This is a genomic window from Devosia sp., assembly GCF_039927955.1.
Taxonomy (GTDB): domain Bacteria; phylum Pseudomonadota; class Alphaproteobacteria; order Rhizobiales; family Devosiaceae; genus Devosia.
In genome coordinates this window covers 1-14,727 of record NZ_JBDSUA010000059.1, presented here as the reverse complement: position 1 = coordinate 14,727, position 14,727 = coordinate 1, and the positions used below count along the sequence as shown (strand labels likewise).

Sequence of the window (14,727 nt, the reverse complement as noted above, 5' to 3'; positions counted from 1 at the left end):
GAGATTGCAATCGCCCATCCCCTTTGTCCGGATCGGAACGCGCGGCTCGCCGCTGGCTTTGGCGCAGGCGCGGCTGGTTCGTTCGCTGCTGGCACGACAGCACGGCGTTGCTGAAACGGAAATCGAAATCGTGCCGATTTCGACCGGTGGCGATCGCTCGCAACACTCCAATGCCAGTTTGAGTGAAATCGGCGGCAAGGGCCTGTTCACCAAGGAAATCGACACAGCGCTGCTCGACGGTTCGGTCGATATCGCCGTGCATTCGTCCAAGGATGTGGCAACAATATTGCCGGCCGGAATTGCCATGCCGGTTTATCTTGAACGCGAAGATGCGCGCGACGCCTTCATTTCCTATTCGGTGCAGGGCATGGATTATCTGCCGGAATATGCCAGGTTCGGTACCTCCTCAATCCGGCGCGCGGCGCAGGTGCTGCGGGCGCGGCCGGACCTGAAGATCGTGCCGTTTCGCGGCAATGTGGATACGCGGCTGCAAAAGCTGGCCGATGGGGTGGCTGATGCCACCATGCTGGCTGTCGCCGGACTCAATCGGCTGGGTCAGGGGCACAAGATTACCGCCATGCTCGATCCAGAACTGTTCATGCCGGCTCCGGCGCAAGGCGCCATCGGCATTGCCGCCCGCGCTGGCGATCCGCGGGCGCTGGCGCTGATTACCCCGCTGGATCATGGAGAAACCCATGGCGCCATTGCGGCGGAGCGGGCGATGCTGCGCGTGCTGGATGGGTCATGCCGCACCCCGGTGGGCGCATTGACGGTGTTGAATGGCTCAACCATGACGCTGAAGGGCGAAATTTTGAGCCTTGACGGGCGCGAGTTCTTTGCCGACGCGGTTTCCGGCCCGATGCAGGATGCAGAAGCCTTGGGCGACGCGCTGGGACAGCAATTGCTCAAGCTGGCCGGCACCCGGTTTTTGGCGCAATGGGCCGAACATTGATGAGCATCCTGGTGACAAGGCCGGAGCCGGATGCAACGGGGACCGTGTCGCGGCTCTGGGCGATGGACGTCGATGCCATTGCGGTGCCGCTCCTGGTGCGGCAGGTGCTCGACACCGCCTTGCCCGAAGCGGGCGACTTTGCCGCCATGGTGGTGACCAGCGGCAATGCCCTGCGGACGCTGTCGGAGCGGAGCGGCGTCGAGCAATATCGGAGCCTGCCGATTTTTACCGTTGGCGAGGTGACCGGCATCGAAGCCCAGACGCTGGGCTTTGGTACGGTGCAGAGTGCGGCAGGCGGGCTGGCTGAACTGGCGGACCTGCTGAAACGGTCCGGGATTGCCGGCCCGGTGTTTTATCCTGCGGCCAGCGAGCGCAATGGCGACCTGGCGGCTTTGGTGGCCCCGTTCGGGCTGACGCTGGTGACCACGCCGCTCTATCGCATGGTGCCGGTGACCCGGGTTCCCGAATCAGTGGTGGCAGAGCTGGCCAGTGGCGCAATCGAGGCGGCGCTGTTTTATTCGCGGCGGACAGCGCAAAGCTTTGTCGCCGCCATGGCGGATCGCTTGACCGCGGCGCAACGCCAGCACTTGGCGGTTTTGTGCCTGTCCAATGCGGTGGCCGAGCCGTTGCGGGCGGCAGGCTATGGCAATGCCGCAATTGCCAGACACCCCAATGAAGAAACCATGATGTCGCTGGCACTGGCTTTTGTGCGGGAGCGAAACACGCCATGATGGCAGGCGCGAACAAGGAGCCAGACCATGGCTGATGCAAAGAGCGGACCGGTAAAGCCTCCCGTAATCGACCTGACGGCGCGCGACACCACGGCGGCCAGGGCGTCCGAGACCAAGGCGGCGCCGACCGCGTCCGAGAGCAAGCCCGAACCCAGGCCGACTCCAGCACCGCGTCCGGCGGCGACCAAAGTTGTTGATGACAGCGAATCAGGTGGATTTGGTTTTGGTGCGATGCTGGCTGGCGCCGTGCTGGGGCTGGGCGCGGCCTATGGCTTGGCCTGGGCTGGTTATTGGCCATCGGCGGCGGTGAAAGTCGATCCGCGCCTGGCGCAATATGACAAGGCCCTGCCGGAGTTGCGGACCGAGGCGCAGACCACGCAGGCGGAATTGGCGACGCTGACGCAACGGGTCAAGGCGCTGGAGACGGCGCCGGCACCCGCGGCCGGTACGACCGCTGCGGCGGCGCCGGTTGATCTCAGCGCCATCGAGGCCGAGATCGCCGATCTCAAAAAGCAGGTCGCGGCGGTTCCGGCGGCGGCAGCGCCAGCGGTGGATATTTCCGGCGTCACCGGCGATGTGGCAACGCTCAAGACCGGGGTGACTGACCTGAGCACGCGGCTGACAGCGGCCGAAGCCGGGCTGACCAAACTGGGCGGCAGTGTCGATGCCACTGCTGCGGCGCTGGCCAAGCAACCCGCCGACATCAATTCGGTGCTGCAACTGCCGCTGATCCTGTCGGGGCTGGAAACCGCCTTTGCCAGCGGCAGGCCCTATGAAATCGAACTGGCGGCGCTGCGGGCGGGAATGCCTGATGCCACTGTGCCAACGGAGATTGCCAATGCCGCCAAGACCGGGCTGGTGCGGGGCGATGTGATCGCCCAGCGCTTTGCCGAGCTGTTGCCCGATATTCTGGCCGGCCGTCCGGCCAATCCCGATGCCAGTTGGCAGGACGGAACGCTGGACTGGTTCCGTTCGATCATCGCGCTGCGCCCGACCGGCGCGGTGGAGGGCGACGATCCGGAAGCGGTGGTATCGCGGCTGGAGGCGGCGATCGGGCGGCGTGATTTTGTCGCGGCGCAGGCGCTATTGGCCAAATTGCCGGCCCCGATGGTGACCGCCGCCGCTGAAGTACCCGCCCAGATCGCGGCGCAAGCCACGGCGGCGCAGTTGCTCGTTACATTGCGCGATACGGTTCTGGGCGAGGCTGGCAAATGACCCGACTCGCCTCCTGGATCATCGGCAGCCTGATCGTTACCGGGCTGATCGCCTGGATGATTTCGCTACCCGGTACGCTGACACTGGAAGTGGCCAATTACCGCATGCAGCCAAGGCTGGGTGCGGCGGTGTTCATGCTGCTGGTGATCGCGGCGATCGTCATCCTGATCTGGGCGGTGGTGCGGCGCATTCTGGCGGCGCCCAAGTTCATGGCCCGGCGCAATCGCGAAAAGCGCCGCGAGCAGGGGGTCGAGGCTTTGTCCGATGCCTTTATCGCCCTGCAGGCTGGCGATCCAGGCCGGGCGCGATCCTTGGCCAAGGAGGCACAGGCCCGGCTACCCAGCAATGCGGCGGCGCGGTTGCTGGAGGCACGGGCCGATCTGGCGCTGGGCGATATGACGGCGGCGCGCGAGCATTATCGGGCGCTGATTTCCTCGGACAAGACGGCGATGGCCGCATTGTCAGGCCTTTACGAGCAGGCGCGGACCCAGCATCGGCCTGACGCCGCGCTGACCTTTGCGCGCAAGGCGCTGAGCCTGTCACCGCAATCGGGCTGGGCGGCCGATGCGGTATTTGCCGATCTGGTGCGGCAGGGTTCGTGGGCGCAGGCGGTAGCCATGGTCAATGTCGAACAGGCCGTGACCCGCGAAGCGCGGGCAGCCAAACGGCGCAAGCAGGCGGTGATCGAAACCGCGCGGGCGCGCGAAGCTGAAACCAGAGATCCGCTGGCGGCGCTCGATCATGGGCTGACGGCGCTGAAGCTGTTGCCCGATTTCGTGCCGGCGGCCTTGATCGCGGCGCGCGTCCATATCAATCGGGGCGAAACCCGCAAGGCACTGAGCCTGCTGCGGCGGATCTGGCGCGCCACCGGCCATCCCGATATCGGCAAGCTCTATGCCCATGCCCAGCCGGGTGCTTCCGCCGTCGATCGGCTGAAGCGCACCAGCGAGCTGATTGCCTTGCCTGCCGCCAATCGGGCCGCGGCGCTGGTTTTGGCGCGGGCGGCGGTCGATGCCTATGACTGGAGTTTGGCCCGCGAAGCCTTGCTGCCCTATGTCGGTGGCGAGGTCAGCGAAGGTGTCGCCAGCCTGATGGCGGAAATCGAAGAAGGCCAGTCGGGCGATCAGGGCAAGGCTCGCGAGTGGCTGAGCCGCGCCGTGCGGGCGCCGCGGGAGCCGGCCTGGACCGCCGATGGCCTGGTCAGCGACGAATGGGAGCCGGTCTCGCCGGTCAGCGGCAAGCTCGACGGCTTTGAATGGAAGGTGCCGGTGGGGGTCTCCACGGCTAAACCTGTCGCACCCGCCTCAACCGCCGTGGCCACACTGGCGGAACCAGGCGACGTGTTGCCTCTTGCACGGGTCAGTAACCCCCAGTAAAAGGACGCGCATCGACTGGCCCAACGCCCGCCGATCCATGGCATGCCGCATTAGCTCAGTTGGTAGAGCACATCATTCGTAATGATGGGGTCAGGTGTTCGAGTCACCTATGCGGCACCACATTAAACCTCTATAAATGCTGGTCTTTCCTTGTTGATAGGGTCGCCACGGCCAGGAGTATCCTGATATCGGTTACGACCCGGCCTCGGCATGAGATAGGATAACGAGGCTTGGATATCGAATAATAGGTAGCTAGCCCTTTGGCGCATTTGCAGAAGGAAGGCTCGCCAAGAGGAGGTCTCGGCCGCTTCCAACGGCCCCCACGGTGAGTGGCTCGCATGCTCGGTCACTGCCAAGCACAAACCTTTGCCCTCTCGTTCACCCAGCATGCGCCCTGCCGATGGAGTTCGCCGAGTGGATCATGGGCGTGCATAGCGCCTTCGCCCCCATTCCAAACACCATTCGTTGGTTCGTCATTCTGGTTCACATAAACATAAGCGAATGTCTGAGGCTCGGCTTTCTCGACGACTTCGAAGCTGGCGTAGCCCTTCTCGAAGGCATCAAATTCGCAGGGCCCATCTGCCCAAATAGTGCCGTCAACCTCGATCAGGCATCGGGTGATGTCCCGCGCCGACGTGGCGTATGTGCTGCTCAGCAGCGCGGCTATGATCAGAATTGTTCGCATGGTGTCGTCCCAATTTCGCCGCGTGGTGGACAAGAGCATTACGAAATCGCCGGGTGCTCCGCTATCTCGATCATCTCGAAGACGATCACCTCTTCACCACCGTCTGCATCGCCTCGGTCACGCGGCGATTGACCCTGGAGAACTAGGCGGCTAGCCATCGCGCAGCAAAGGAAGTTTAGATGGGCAAATTGCTTCGCTTGGCTCTTATCGTCTTGGTGGCCGTTGGAGCTGTGTTCGGGGGCTTCTGGTACCGATACGTCAGCAACACCGTCACCCCGTATGACGAGATCGGCATCGAGCTTAATAGCAGGATGCCTGAGCCGATCCGTAAATGGGGATGCGATAAACTGCAGGCCACGTTCGTAGGAGCAATTCCGCCGTACGGTTGCAGCACTGGCAACGGCACGACCTGGATGTAACAAACAGGGATAATCCGGATTGGGCGAGATCAGCGCGGGCGGGATATGGACTCGTGTGCCATTTCGTTGGCCAGTGCGAGAGACCGGAAAAATCGCACTGTTTCCCGTGCCGCCTTGTCCGGTTGACGCGCGCTGATCTCGGACAAATACAATGAGCTAGCGGGCCCTCGGGTTGCGGTCCGCAAGCGCACGAAGCAATGCCTGCCCGATGGGCCCGATCCAAATCCATTTTATCGGTTTCCGCCGAGTTATCCTCGCGGCTCGATTACCCACTCGATTTCCGGCGTTATCCTGGCATCGACAGTAGTGTCATTGGTCATTTCGACGGCATGCTCGATCAATGGTTTTCGGGCGTAATCAGCGTGCGCTTTCGGCCGCTGGTCTATTTCGCCGCGGAACCCGAGCACGGCTTCAAGTTGCTTGGTGCCTGGCGTGCTAGCCCGCAACAAAGTCCTTGCCGGCGTTGCCATCTTCCCAGGCGGCATCCCAAATAGCTTCATCTTCGCTGCGTTGGCCGCGATAGGGATTGCTGGTCTTGGGGTGCTCCGAGGCGCCGGCGGACCAGCCTTCGATGCGCACTTTTTCGTCGTGCTTCTTGTCGTTGGACATGCCGGCGCTCCCGGTTAACAACGGCGCCGCCAACCGACGTCCGGTTCAGCGACCAAGCCGAGGTCGGATCAGAATGCGGCGGGCAGGCGCGTGGCGGCGAACAGCACGCAGGCGATGCCGATCGACCAGATGGCGATGCCCAGGATCGAGGCGTAGTAGAGGGTGTTGATGGCGCCCTGATCCGGATTGGGTTCGTCCCAGATGGGGCTCTCGGTGTTCTGGCTCATCTTTGGTCTCCGGCGCGTGATTTGCTTTGGCCGCATTGAGTGGACAAAGCCCCCGCTTGTCAATTCGTTCCAGCGATCTTCAGGCCTTGAGGGTCTCAATCAGCTGCAACCGATGGGCTATGCGGGCGGTCGGCGCGATGGCCGAGACCGGGCGATTGGCGGGGCCGAACAGGTTTTCGCGTTCCTCGGCGGTGGACATGAAGAACGGATAGCGCTCCAGCGTGCGCGGATACATGGTGGGCAGATAGGAGGCATAGAGGCAGACCGGGAAGGTCAGCTCGCCCCAATAGCCTTCGCCGGCCAGCTGTTCGGACCCGAAGACGCGCTTGTAGAAGGCGGCATGTTCGGGACGAACCGAAGAGATGCAATAGCGCGCTTCAAAATGCTTGCAGGCCATCACCGCCACCCGCAGCGTCAGATAAGGCAGCGCCGGGAAGGCCAGCGACGCCTCATGGTCGGCAGTGAAGCGGCTGGGGTCGATATAGGTGCCGCCGTCGTCCAAGATCTTGCCGAGCACATCGGGCCAGATCGCACGGCTGGGCGAGGTTGGATTATCCGCCGTGACGATATGCAGGCGCACCGAGCTGACCAATTGCTCATCGATATAGACGCCATAGCAGTAGCAATTGGCCGCATCGTCATAGGCATCGCGGGTGATCTGCTGGGAATTGACTGGGATGAAATCCTCGCGCCGGTACGCTTCATAGCGCAGGGCATAGACCGGATCGAGCTGATCGGCAGGCGAGACACGACGATATTGTACCCGATCCAGCAGATCGATCAGCGTGGTGGCAAAGCGCGACGAAGCGCTGCCGGACGAACTGGTTGCCGCACTCATGGAACAAACCCCAACCTTGGGGCTACATGTTAATTATTTGTTGACCATGACAATCGGCATTTTTCACTGCACACGGGCGCGTGGCGTGGCCTGGAGCGAAAATTGCTAACTCTGCCAAGAGGTTAACGTAAATTAACCATGCTTGCGGATTGCCGGACGCTTCGGTTCGGCGTTAAAGCGCGTGATCAGTTCGGCAATATCACGCGGGGGCAGCGGACGGGCGAACAGATAGCCCTGCACCTGGCCGACCCTGGTATGGGAGAGCAGGGCCTGGAGCTGGTCTTCGGTTTCGATGCCTTCGGCGGTGACGGTCAGGCCGAGGTCGCGACCAAGCCGGGCGACGTTGGCCAGAAGTTTCAGCGAGCGCGGGTTGGTGGCGACATCGGCCACGAAGCTGCGGTCGATCTTGAGCTTGTTGAAGGGCAGGGTGTTGAGATAGCTCAGCGACGAATAGCCGGTGCCGAAATCGTCGAGGGCAATGGAAATGCCCTGCGCTGCCAGTGCCTTGAGCACGGTCATGGCGATATCGCGTTCTTCGATCAGTGCGGTTTCGGTGACTTCCACCTCGAGCCGGGACGGAGGCAGGCCCGAGGCTAGAAGCGCCCGCGCCACCATGCCGCCAATGTCACCACCACGGAAATCGCGTGCCGAAATATTGACCGCGACGCCGATATCACCTGGCCAGGCGGTGCACTGGGTTGTCGCTGCTTCCAGGACGAAGGCGGTAATTTCTGAAATCAGGCCGATTTCCTCGGCCAGCGGGATGAAGACCATGGGCGGAATGGCGCCCAGCGTTGGATGCTGCCAGCGGGCCAGAGCCTCGCAACTGACGACGCGGCGGGTGGCGATATCGACCTGCGGCTGGAATACCAGCGACAGGCTGCGCGAGCGAATGGCCTCACGCAGATCGGTCTTGAGCCGCTGCCGGTAGAGATAATCGGTGTCCATCTGCGCGTGGAACAGCTGGCTGCGGCCCTTGCCATTGCCCTTGGCGATATAGAGCGCCAGATCGGCCTTGGTCATCAACGCATCAAGCTGATCGGACGGCGCGTCACTGATCACCAGCCCGATGCTGACATTGGCAGCCAGGATTATCTCGTTGAGCGTGAATGAGGCATGGAAGGCGTTGATGATGGTATCGGCGACGTGCTGCACCTTGGCCGGATCGGTGGCGGCGTTAAGATAGACGATGAACTCGTCGCCGCCCAGGCGTGCCAGAATGGCTTCTGGGGGCGCAGCGGCGCGCAGGCGCTGGGCCACGTCGGCCAGCAATTGATCGCCGACCATGTGACCGAGGGTGTCGTTGACGTGCTTGAAGTCGTCGAGATCGACGATCATCAGGGCGATCGGACGGGTCGGCCCGATTTCGGTATCGCGCAAAGCCAGGTCTTCGGCGATCATTTCACCGAAATAGCCACGATTGGGCAGGCCGGTCAGCGGGTCATGGCGGGCGATGAAGTTGATCCGTTCTTCGGCCGCGACGCGATCACTGATATTTTCGAACAGCAGCACGCTGCGCTCCTGGCGCGAGCTGACCGTGACTTCGTAATACTGGGCTTGAGGCAGGCAGAGCAGCACCTTGCCTGAGGCGCGCTTGGCCAGCATGTCGAGCAGCCGGTCGACGGCGGTATTGGGCAATTGGCCACCGCTGCCTAACTCCTCCAGTACCTTGAGGAACTGGCGGCCAATCAGATTGGGGATTTCCAGTTGGGCAAAGGCCCGGACGGCCCGTTCGTTGGCGACGGTGACAATGCCCCGTTCGTCGAGCATGCACAGGCCGTGCTGCATGGTGCCCATGGCCATATCCAGTTCGGCGGCGAGGCGTGACGCCTCATGCCGACCGTGGACGGCGCTGAGCAGAATATTGCGGATATCGCCGGCCAGCTTGCGGAAGCTGGAGAGCATAATGAGCAGCAGCGCTGCCAGGATCACATGGTAGACATCCCCATGCAGGGCATAACCGGCCGAGAGCGGCACGATGACGCCAACCATCTGGATGGTGACCAGCCGATCGAGACCGAAATTGCGGCCGCAGACCCCAACCATGGCGGCGATGGTCAACGAGGCGCTGGCAAGTTCGGCAAACGGGTCCTTGACCACGGCCATGCTGAACAGGCACCAGACGCCAAAGACCACGGCCAGCAGGCCGCCGGTGACGACAGCGCGGTTTTCCCAGAGTTCGGCGGCATCGGCATCGTCGCTATCGATGGCAGCGCGCCAGAATGCCCGCATATCGACATAACGCAGCAGGCCAATCAGCAAAAACCCCGCCGTGACCAGATAAAGCAGGGCCGAGCCCGTTTTGAAAGCAGTGAGGAGAGCGGTCAGGGAACTGGCAAAAGTGCCAGCAAGCATTGCCCGCCGGTCACCATAGACCGAACGGACCATCGACACATATTCCAGCGTCGGCATCGATTTGCGGGCCGAAGTCAGCACCGGGGCGCGCTCCTGTTCATCCGACAAGAACTGCGCGTTCTGGGTTAAGATGAAGTTTCTGCACAATATTTTGTTCGTCTTCAGCGCGAAATTCGCAGCTCAAGGTGAACACCACTTTAATAAAACCCGGCGTCGCCCGGCCGGATGGCGGCTAACCCGGTAACGCTGCAAAGCCAGCACGGAGCGCGGCGACAGCGTCGGCCGAACTCATGTCCGGGGTGTTCCAAAACTTGAAGGCGACGCCCCAGACGGCGGCGATCCAGGCGGCGGAGGCGGTGGTATTGGGGGTATTGACGGCAAAGCCGGGAGTATTGAGGCCGGTCAGCACCTGAGCCGAACAGCTATCGACTGCAGATTGAGCAACATCGAGCCGCACCGGCGTCGAGCCCTTGGCGGCGGCAAAGGCCGCCTGAATTTTCGGATCAACGACCATGGCGGCGAAATCGAGTTCGGCCTGTTCGGTTTCGGGCGGGGCGCCACCGAGCAGGCCCCAGCCGTCGATGGAGACGGCCATGGCCTTGCTGGCCGGAATGCCACGGCAGCCGAAATCGACATTGTTGGTCTTGCCGGCGGCGTGCCATTCGCCCTTCATCCAGTCGCCCTGCAATTGCAACAGCGCCTTGCCGGAAATAACCATGCTGGTGGCGACATTCCAGTCACGTCCATTGGCGGCAGGATCGGCCTGCTGGCGGATTTTGCGGATCGCGTCAAACACCTGCAGCAGGGCTGGGTCGTCAAAACCGACGGCGTCGGGGTGGGCGCTGTAGAGCTGGCGGTAGAGTTTGGCGCCGCCAATCGAAGCGACCAGGGCGTGCGTCAAATAGCCGACCTGCCATTCCTGCCCCCCGATGGCCATCGGCAGGTAACCGGCGGCCCGCACTCTGGCAAAATCGGCGAACATGGCGTCAAGCGAGGTCCAGCGCTGCGGGTCAACGCCAGAAGCAGTGGCCACGGCGCGACTATAATAGATCATTCCATCGGCATGGATGGTGTTGGGTACTTTCATGATCTGGCCATCAATGGTGATGGCGTCGATCACTGCCTGTGGAAAATTGGCCAGTGCGCCGATGGATTTGAACAGAGGACCGGGGGAGAGCGTATGACCCTGCTCGCGCAGTTGACGATAGATCTGCGGATTGGGTTCCATGAAGATATTGGGCGAATTGCCGCCGGCAATCAGGTCGATGACGTTGACCTTGACGCCGTTATCGTGCGGTATCGCCAGATTGATCCAGCTATGCCCCTTGGCCTCGAGGCCGCTTCTGAGCACGTTGAGCGCGGCGAGCTCGGCAGGCGAGGACCAGCCGTGCAGCACCAGCAATTGCGCGCCGGGGGTTTGTGACACACTGAGTGCCAGCACGGTGAGCAGGGCAGTCATCACTCGTAACAGCATCGCCAATCCTCCCGATTGCGACCCATTGTTTTCAGCTTAATGTGCTAAAGGCCTCCGCGCCGGATTGACCGGGTGACATGCTTTATGGTCGGTTAGCCGACTCTGACCAGGTCATCATACCCCCATTCTTGCCGGTGCCGGGTTAATTATATCGTTACCGGGCAACCGCCTTTGTGCGGTTGCATTGTGACGCTAGTCGATTGGCAACGGTGGAGCTGTACGATGATGGACAAATTGAGCGATAGCGAACGCGAAGCGAGCCTGCGCGGCATCAACGGCTGGGTCTATGACGAGGCCTCCGACAGCATCAGCCACGCGTTCAAGTTTACCGGGTTTTCCGAGGCCTTCGGCTTCATGACGCGGGTGGCACTGGCGGCGCAATCGGCCGGCCATCACCCCGACTGGTCCAACAGCTATAACAAGGTGGCCATTGTGCTATCGAGCCATGATGCGGGTGGCCTGACGCAAAAAGACATCGATCTGGCCACGGCGATCGACGCCATCCTCGCCTGAGTGTGGCTGACAAGCCGCATTGCCGCTCAAGACTGCGCGAGGCCGGCATTGTGCCATTGAGAGCCAGGGGCGCCGCCGCTAGACATTGGAGGCACGCTGGCCGGTGGAGCCCCCATGTTCGACGCATTGACGCGCCTGTTCGCCAAGTCCGACCCTCGTCTGTCCAGCCAGGACCCCAAATTGGCGGTTGCCGCATTGCTGGTGCATCTGGCGGCGGTGGATGGGCAGATCAAGGAAGAAGAGCGCCGCGCCGTCAGAGCCGTGCTGCAGGATCAATATGGCCTGGGCGAAGCAGCAGTCGAGGCGCTGATCAAGCAGGCTACTGCCAGCGACGCCGATTCCGTCGATCTTTACCGCTTTACCTCAGCGCTTTCCGGCCTTGAAAGCCAGGAGCGGATCGACATCATCCGGATGATGTGGCTGGTGGTGTTTGCCGACAAGAAAAACCACGAGCTGGAAGACAATATGGTCTGGCGGATTGCCGAGCTGATCGGCGTTTCGGCGCGCGATCGCACTATCCTGCGCAACCAGATCGGCAAGAGCCAAGGCGTCTAAAGCGCGTCGCGTTCAACCAACTTCACAAGCCGCGCTTTAGGTCTTTGTGTTGCCCATGTCCTTGCCCCAAAACCGGGGCCACTTTGGCAGACAGGTTTTAGTTGTCCCAGGCGGTGAATTTCTTGCTGAATTGAATGGCGTCGTTCTGGCAATCGAACGTGCCGGATTTATCGGCGATGGCGCGCGCCTGCTCATTGGCATCGGCATTGGCCAGGGCATCGATATAGGCGATGTGGCAGGTATTGCCCGAGACCAATTGGGTCACCACCAGGACCTGTCCCTTGATGGTGGGGCCGCTGCCATCCCATTCGGTCAGGTAGCGGACAATGGTGGCGATCGGCTTGAAACCGCCCGAGGCGTTGGATAGCCGCCACTCGATCTTGGGCCCCAGCGTATTGAACGGTGGCGGGGTCTGTTGCGCGGCCATTTCGGTTTGCGCGCCAAAGCCATAGCTGACGAACATGCGCAGATCGCCTTCGGCGACATAGACCGGATAGCCCTTGTAGCCGGGGCAGGCCCAGCTGGAGCCAAAGTCATCGGCCGTGGCCACCGAGCATTCATCGAGATTGATGTCGGTATAGGCGCTGTCGAAACCTGCGGCCTGGGCGGGGGCCGCCATGGTCAGCAGGGCGAGAACCGGGACTATGAATTTGAGTGCCATCGGTAGACAATCTCCGCAGGTGCATATCTGCATGGTGCCGTTATGGCTTGCTTTTGAGGGCCTTGCTAGGCAGAACGCCTGCACATTGTCGCCATCGAGTTGAACGAGACCTGAACGATCATGAACATCGACGCCATCCCTACCGGGAAGAACCCACCCGACGATCTCAATGTCATCATCGAAGTGCCGATGGGCGGCGAGCCGATCAAGTATGAAATCGACAAGGCCAGCGGCGCGCTGTTCGTCGACCGGTTCCTCTACACGCCGATGCGCTATCCGGGCAATTATGGCTTCGTGCCCCACACATTGTGCGGCGACGGCGATCCGCTCGACGTGATCGTGATGAATTCGCGGCCGCTGGTGCCTGGCGCGGTGGTGCGCTGCCGCCCGTTCGGCGTGCTGTTCATGGAAGACGATGGCGGGCAGGACGAAAAGATCCTGGCCGTGCCGGTGAGCAAGCTGACCGCCATGTACGACCATATCCGCGACCTCAGCGACATGCAGGCGATCCAGGTCGAGCGGGTGAAACACTTCTTCACCCACTACAAGGATCTCGAACCCGGCAAATGGGCCAAGATTTCCCATGTGGGTGGCTATGAGGACGCCAAGAAGGTGATCCTTGCGTCCATCGAAATGGCCAACAAGGCCAAATAATCGACCATGAGCGCGCCGGGGCGGATCGTGATCCTCAACGGCGCGCCGCGTTCGGGCAAGTCCTCGATTGCCCGCGCCATGCAGGACAGTCTTCCGGCATCTGGCTCAATCTGGGGGTCGATGTGTTCATGGCCGCGACCCCAGCGGCGCTGGTCCCCGGTATCGGGCTGCGCGTCGATAGCAGCCGAGTTTCACCCCCCCAGATCGCCGCGTTGATCGGGGCCGGGCTGGCGGCCGGCATGGTCGGGCCAAGCGCATTCGAGAAACTGCGGAAGCAGTGAGCCAGTCGTGATTTGCCGGCATCATAGCCCCGGCGCATCCTGCCGGGGATAAGGGAGATGCGTTGTGAAAATTGCCGGAAATATCGTGGGCGTCGTGCTGTTGCTGATGGGTGTTCTGTGGTCGCTGCAGGGCGCCAATGTGATTGGCGGCAGCATGATGTCGGGCCAGAGCCAATGGCTGGTGATCGGGGTGATCCTGCTGTTTGTCGGCCTGGGCGTGCTGTATTGGGCCAACATGTACAAGAAGCCGCGGCCCTAGGACCGGTGCCGGCAGCGCCACCACGCCGGTGGCGCTGCCAGAGCAATTTTTCCGCTAGGCGCGCAGGGCGTAGGTCAGCAGCATATTGCCCTTGGAGGTGCGCTCGGACTTGAGCAGGTCGAGGCGCGTGGTGGGATCATCGGGCTCGAACAGGTGGCGGCCAGCGCCCGAAATCACCGGATGGGTGATCAGGGTCAATTCATCGAGCAGGCCGGCAAACAGCAGTTCGCGAACCAGCGAAATGCCGCCCATCAGCGAAATCTCGCCGCCTTCGGTGTTTTTCAGGGCGCGGATATAACTGAGCAGATCGCCCTGGATCAGCGTCGAATTGGCCCAGGCCAGCGGCCCGGCCAGGGTGCGCGAGGCGACGTGCTTGGGTACATTGGTGATGAATTTGGCGAACTCGTCATCCTGCTGGGCGGTGGGCCAATAGCCGGCCCATTCCTGGTAGCCGACGCGACCGAGCACCACGGCATCGACCTTGCCCATGATGGCGCCCAGGCTGGCGCCAAGTTCGGCATCGAAGCTGTCGAACTGGAATTTGTAGGGCGCTTCAACCACGCCATCGATGGAATGAAACAGGCCGGCGGTGAGTTTGCGCATGCTGGGCTCCTGGATTTGGCGACCGGTGTGGACGCCCTTCACTAGCACAACGAGCGGGCAAACCGGGAATCGACAAGCTGCGTGAGATTTTTTGCGCGCCGAAGCGCCGCGTGGCAATTACCGGCGGTTTGATCGAACGGCGATGGCGAGACCGGGGCCTCGGGGGGTAGTTAGTGTAGAGATGAAGCTCAAGTCTCGCCATCGCGCCGGGATTTTGTACGGGTTCGGAGTGAGCCAGCTGTCTTCCCCAGCGTTGAGCTTCCGAATGGACCGCCTGAGATGAGCGACCCCATCCCCCCGACTGTCATCCCCACTCCTTC

General features: G+C 62.0%; 18 protein-coding genes, 1 tRNA gene and 1 pseudogene. 12 read left to right on the top strand and 8 right to left on the bottom strand.

What is annotated here, in order from left to right; all coding sequences use genetic code 11:
• Window positions 1-4 precede the first annotated feature (4 nt).
• The 5 genes from hemC to ABIT12_RS14375 all read left to right on the top strand — a co-directional run bounded on the left by hemC (window position 5) and on the right by ABIT12_RS14375 (window position 4,394).
• A complete protein-coding gene (gene hemC / locus ABIT12_RS14395; RefSeq protein ID WP_348040928.1) occupies window positions 5-952 on the top strand; it encodes a hydroxymethylbilane synthase in 948 nt (315 codons plus the stop codon).
• Window positions 952-1,683 (top strand): uroporphyrinogen-III synthase, encoded by a 732-nt coding sequence (locus ABIT12_RS14390; RefSeq protein ID WP_348040926.1) that lies wholly within the window; start codon window positions 952-954, stop codon window positions 1,681-1,683. The genes hemC and ABIT12_RS14390 overlap by 1 nt, the downstream gene beginning before the upstream one ends.
• A gap of 27 nt (window positions 1,684-1,710) precedes the next feature.
• Window positions 1,711-2,898 carry a hypothetical protein gene (locus ABIT12_RS14385; protein WP_348040924.1) on the top strand — a complete coding sequence of 396 codons (1,188 nt, stop codon included), beginning with the start codon at window positions 1,711-1,713 and terminating at the stop codon, window positions 2,896-2,898.
• On the top strand, window positions 2,895-4,274 hold the full coding sequence (locus ABIT12_RS14380; protein WP_348040922.1) for a heme biosynthesis HemY N-terminal domain-containing protein: 1,380 nt from the start codon (window positions 2,895-2,897) through the stop codon (window positions 4,272-4,274). Before ABIT12_RS14385 ends, ABIT12_RS14380 begins: the two co-directional genes overlap by 4 nt.
• Before the next feature lie 44 nt (window positions 4,275-4,318).
• Window positions 4,319-4,394 (top strand) — tRNA-Thr (locus ABIT12_RS14375).
• Between the two features lie 226 nt (window positions 4,395-4,620).
• Here ABIT12_RS14375 and ABIT12_RS14370 read toward each other — a convergent pair.
• Complete coding sequence (locus tag ABIT12_RS14370) at window positions 4,621-4,998, bottom strand: hypothetical protein (protein ID WP_348040920.1); 378 nt, start codon at window positions 4,996-4,998, stop codon at window positions 4,621-4,623.
• A gap of 140 nt (window positions 4,999-5,138) precedes the next feature.
• On the opposite strand from ABIT12_RS14370, the gene ABIT12_RS14365 reads away from it, so the two are divergent.
• Window positions 5,139-5,378 carry a hypothetical protein gene (locus ABIT12_RS14365; RefSeq protein ID WP_348040918.1) on the top strand — a complete coding sequence of 80 codons (240 nt, stop codon included), beginning with the start codon at window positions 5,139-5,141 and terminating at the stop codon, window positions 5,376-5,378.
• 435 nt (window positions 5,379-5,813) lie between these two features.
• Here ABIT12_RS14365 and ABIT12_RS14360 read toward each other — a convergent pair whose 3' ends face one another.
• The 5 genes from ABIT12_RS14360 to ABIT12_RS14340 all read right to left on the bottom strand — a co-directional run bounded on the left by ABIT12_RS14360 (window position 5,814) and on the right by ABIT12_RS14340 (window position 10,881).
• Entirely contained in the window at window positions 5,814-5,987 is a 174-nt protein-coding gene (locus ABIT12_RS14360) for a hypothetical protein (RefSeq protein ID WP_348040916.1), read from the bottom strand.
• A gap of 68 nt (window positions 5,988-6,055) precedes the next feature.
• A complete protein-coding gene (locus ABIT12_RS14355; protein WP_348040914.1) occupies window positions 6,056-6,214 on the bottom strand; it encodes a hypothetical protein in 159 nt (52 codons plus the stop codon).
• A 79-nt stretch (window positions 6,215-6,293) separates the two neighbouring features.
• Window positions 6,294-7,052: an N-acyl amino acid synthase FeeM domain-containing protein gene (locus tag ABIT12_RS14350; protein ID WP_348040912.1), complete on the bottom strand. Its 759-nt coding sequence runs from the start codon at window positions 7,050-7,052 to the stop codon at window positions 6,294-6,296.
• 132 nt (window positions 7,053-7,184) lie between these two features.
• The gene (locus ABIT12_RS14345) at window positions 7,185-9,515 is read right to left on the bottom strand and encodes an EAL domain-containing protein (RefSeq protein WP_348040910.1); all 2,331 of its coding nucleotides are present in this window, start codon (window positions 9,513-9,515) and stop codon (window positions 7,185-7,187) included.
• 124 nt (window positions 9,516-9,639) lie between these two features.
• Window positions 9,640-10,881, bottom strand: coding sequence for an ABC transporter substrate-binding protein (locus tag ABIT12_RS14340; RefSeq protein ID WP_348040908.1), 1,242 nt, complete (start codon window positions 10,879-10,881; stop codon window positions 9,640-9,642).
• Window positions 10,882-11,106: 225 nt separating this feature from the next.
• Here ABIT12_RS14340 and ABIT12_RS14335 point away from each other — a divergent pair, with 225 nt between their 5' ends.
• Entirely contained in the window at window positions 11,107-11,394 is a 288-nt protein-coding gene (locus ABIT12_RS14335; RefSeq protein ID WP_348041194.1) for a 4a-hydroxytetrahydrobiopterin dehydratase, read from the top strand.
• Between the two features lie 114 nt (window positions 11,395-11,508).
• Window positions 11,509-11,949 carry a TerB family tellurite resistance protein gene (locus ABIT12_RS14330; RefSeq protein WP_348040906.1) on the top strand — a complete coding sequence of 147 codons (441 nt, stop codon included), beginning with the start codon at window positions 11,509-11,511 and terminating at the stop codon, window positions 11,947-11,949.
• 97 nt (window positions 11,950-12,046) lie between these two features.
• Here the strand turns inward: ABIT12_RS14330 and ABIT12_RS14325 are convergent, their stop codons facing one another.
• A complete protein-coding gene (locus ABIT12_RS14325; protein ID WP_348040904.1) occupies window positions 12,047-12,610 on the bottom strand; it encodes a hypothetical protein in 564 nt (187 codons plus the stop codon).
• A 120-nt stretch (window positions 12,611-12,730) separates the two neighbouring features.
• Between ABIT12_RS14325 and ppa the strand changes: the two genes are divergently transcribed.
• The 4 genes and pseudogenes from ppa (at window position 12,731) to ABIT12_RS14310 (ending at window position 13,804) form a co-directional block, all read left to right on the top strand.
• On the top strand, window positions 12,731-13,264 hold the full coding sequence (ppa, locus tag ABIT12_RS14320; protein ID WP_348040902.1) for an inorganic diphosphatase: 534 nt from the start codon (window positions 12,731-12,733) through the stop codon (window positions 13,262-13,264).
• Between the two features lie 6 nt (window positions 13,265-13,270).
• Window positions 13,271-13,324: pseudogene (locus tag ABIT12_RS18360) on the top strand (hypothetical protein); the annotation flags it as partial.
• A 68-nt stretch (window positions 13,325-13,392) separates the two neighbouring features.
• Complete coding sequence (locus tag ABIT12_RS18355; RefSeq protein ID WP_407065630.1) at window positions 13,393-13,545, top strand: hypothetical protein; 153 nt, start codon at window positions 13,393-13,395, stop codon at window positions 13,543-13,545.
• A gap of 64 nt (window positions 13,546-13,609) precedes the next feature.
• On the top strand, window positions 13,610-13,804 hold the full coding sequence (locus tag ABIT12_RS14310; protein WP_348040900.1) for a hypothetical protein: 195 nt from the start codon (window positions 13,610-13,612) through the stop codon (window positions 13,802-13,804).
• Between the two features lie 54 nt (window positions 13,805-13,858).
• Here the strand turns inward: ABIT12_RS14310 and ABIT12_RS14305 are convergent, their stop codons facing one another.
• Window positions 13,859-14,407, bottom strand: a complete 549-nt coding sequence (locus tag ABIT12_RS14305) for a dihydrofolate reductase family protein (RefSeq protein WP_348040898.1) — start codon at window positions 14,405-14,407, stop codon at window positions 13,859-13,861.
• Between the last annotated feature and the right edge of the window lie 320 nt (window positions 14,408-14,727).

Bases quoted from the DNA above. Each gene is read 5' to 3' on its own strand.
- ABIT12_RS14390 (WP_348040926.1), top strand. From the start codon at position 952: ATGAGCATCCTGGTGACAAGGCCGGAGCCGGATGCAACGGGGACCGTG.
- ABIT12_RS14385 (WP_348040924.1), top strand. From the start codon at position 1,711: ATGGCTGATGCAAAGAGCGGACCGGTAAAGCCTCCCGTAATCGACCTG.
- ABIT12_RS14380 (WP_348040922.1), top strand. From the start codon at position 2,895: ATGACCCGACTCGCCTCCTGGATCATCGGCAGCCTGATCGTTACCGGG.
- ABIT12_RS14370 (WP_348040920.1), bottom strand. From the start codon at position 4,998: ATGCTCTTGTCCACCACGCGGCGAAATTGGGACGACACCATGCGAACA.
- ABIT12_RS14365 (WP_348040918.1), top strand. From the start codon at position 5,139: ATGGGCAAATTGCTTCGCTTGGCTCTTATCGTCTTGGTGGCCGTTGGA.
- ABIT12_RS14360 (WP_348040916.1), bottom strand. From the start codon at position 5,987: ATGTCCAACGACAAGAAGCACGACGAAAAAGTGCGCATCGAAGGCTGG.
- ABIT12_RS14355 (WP_348040914.1), bottom strand. From the start codon at position 6,214: ATGAGCCAGAACACCGAGAGCCCCATCTGGGACGAACCCAATCCGGAT.
- ABIT12_RS14350 (WP_348040912.1), bottom strand. From the start codon at position 7,052: ATGAGTGCGGCAACCAGTTCGTCCGGCAGCGCTTCGTCGCGCTTTGCC.
- ABIT12_RS14340 (WP_348040908.1), bottom strand. From the start codon at position 10,881: ATGCTGTTACGAGTGATGACTGCCCTGCTCACCGTGCTGGCACTCAGT.
- ABIT12_RS14335 (WP_348041194.1), top strand. From the start codon at position 11,107: ATGGACAAATTGAGCGATAGCGAACGCGAAGCGAGCCTGCGCGGCATC.
- ABIT12_RS14330 (WP_348040906.1), top strand. From the start codon at position 11,509: ATGTTCGACGCATTGACGCGCCTGTTCGCCAAGTCCGACCCTCGTCTG.
- ABIT12_RS14325 (WP_348040904.1), bottom strand. From the start codon at position 12,610: ATGGCACTCAAATTCATAGTCCCGGTTCTCGCCCTGCTGACCATGGCG.
- ppa (WP_348040902.1), top strand. From the start codon at position 12,731: ATGAACATCGACGCCATCCCTACCGGGAAGAACCCACCCGACGATCTC.
- ABIT12_RS18355 (WP_407065630.1), top strand. From the start codon at position 13,393: ATGGCCGCGACCCCAGCGGCGCTGGTCCCCGGTATCGGGCTGCGCGTC.
- ABIT12_RS14305 (WP_348040898.1), bottom strand. From the start codon at position 14,407: ATGCGCAAACTCACCGCCGGCCTGTTTCATTCCATCGATGGCGTGGTT.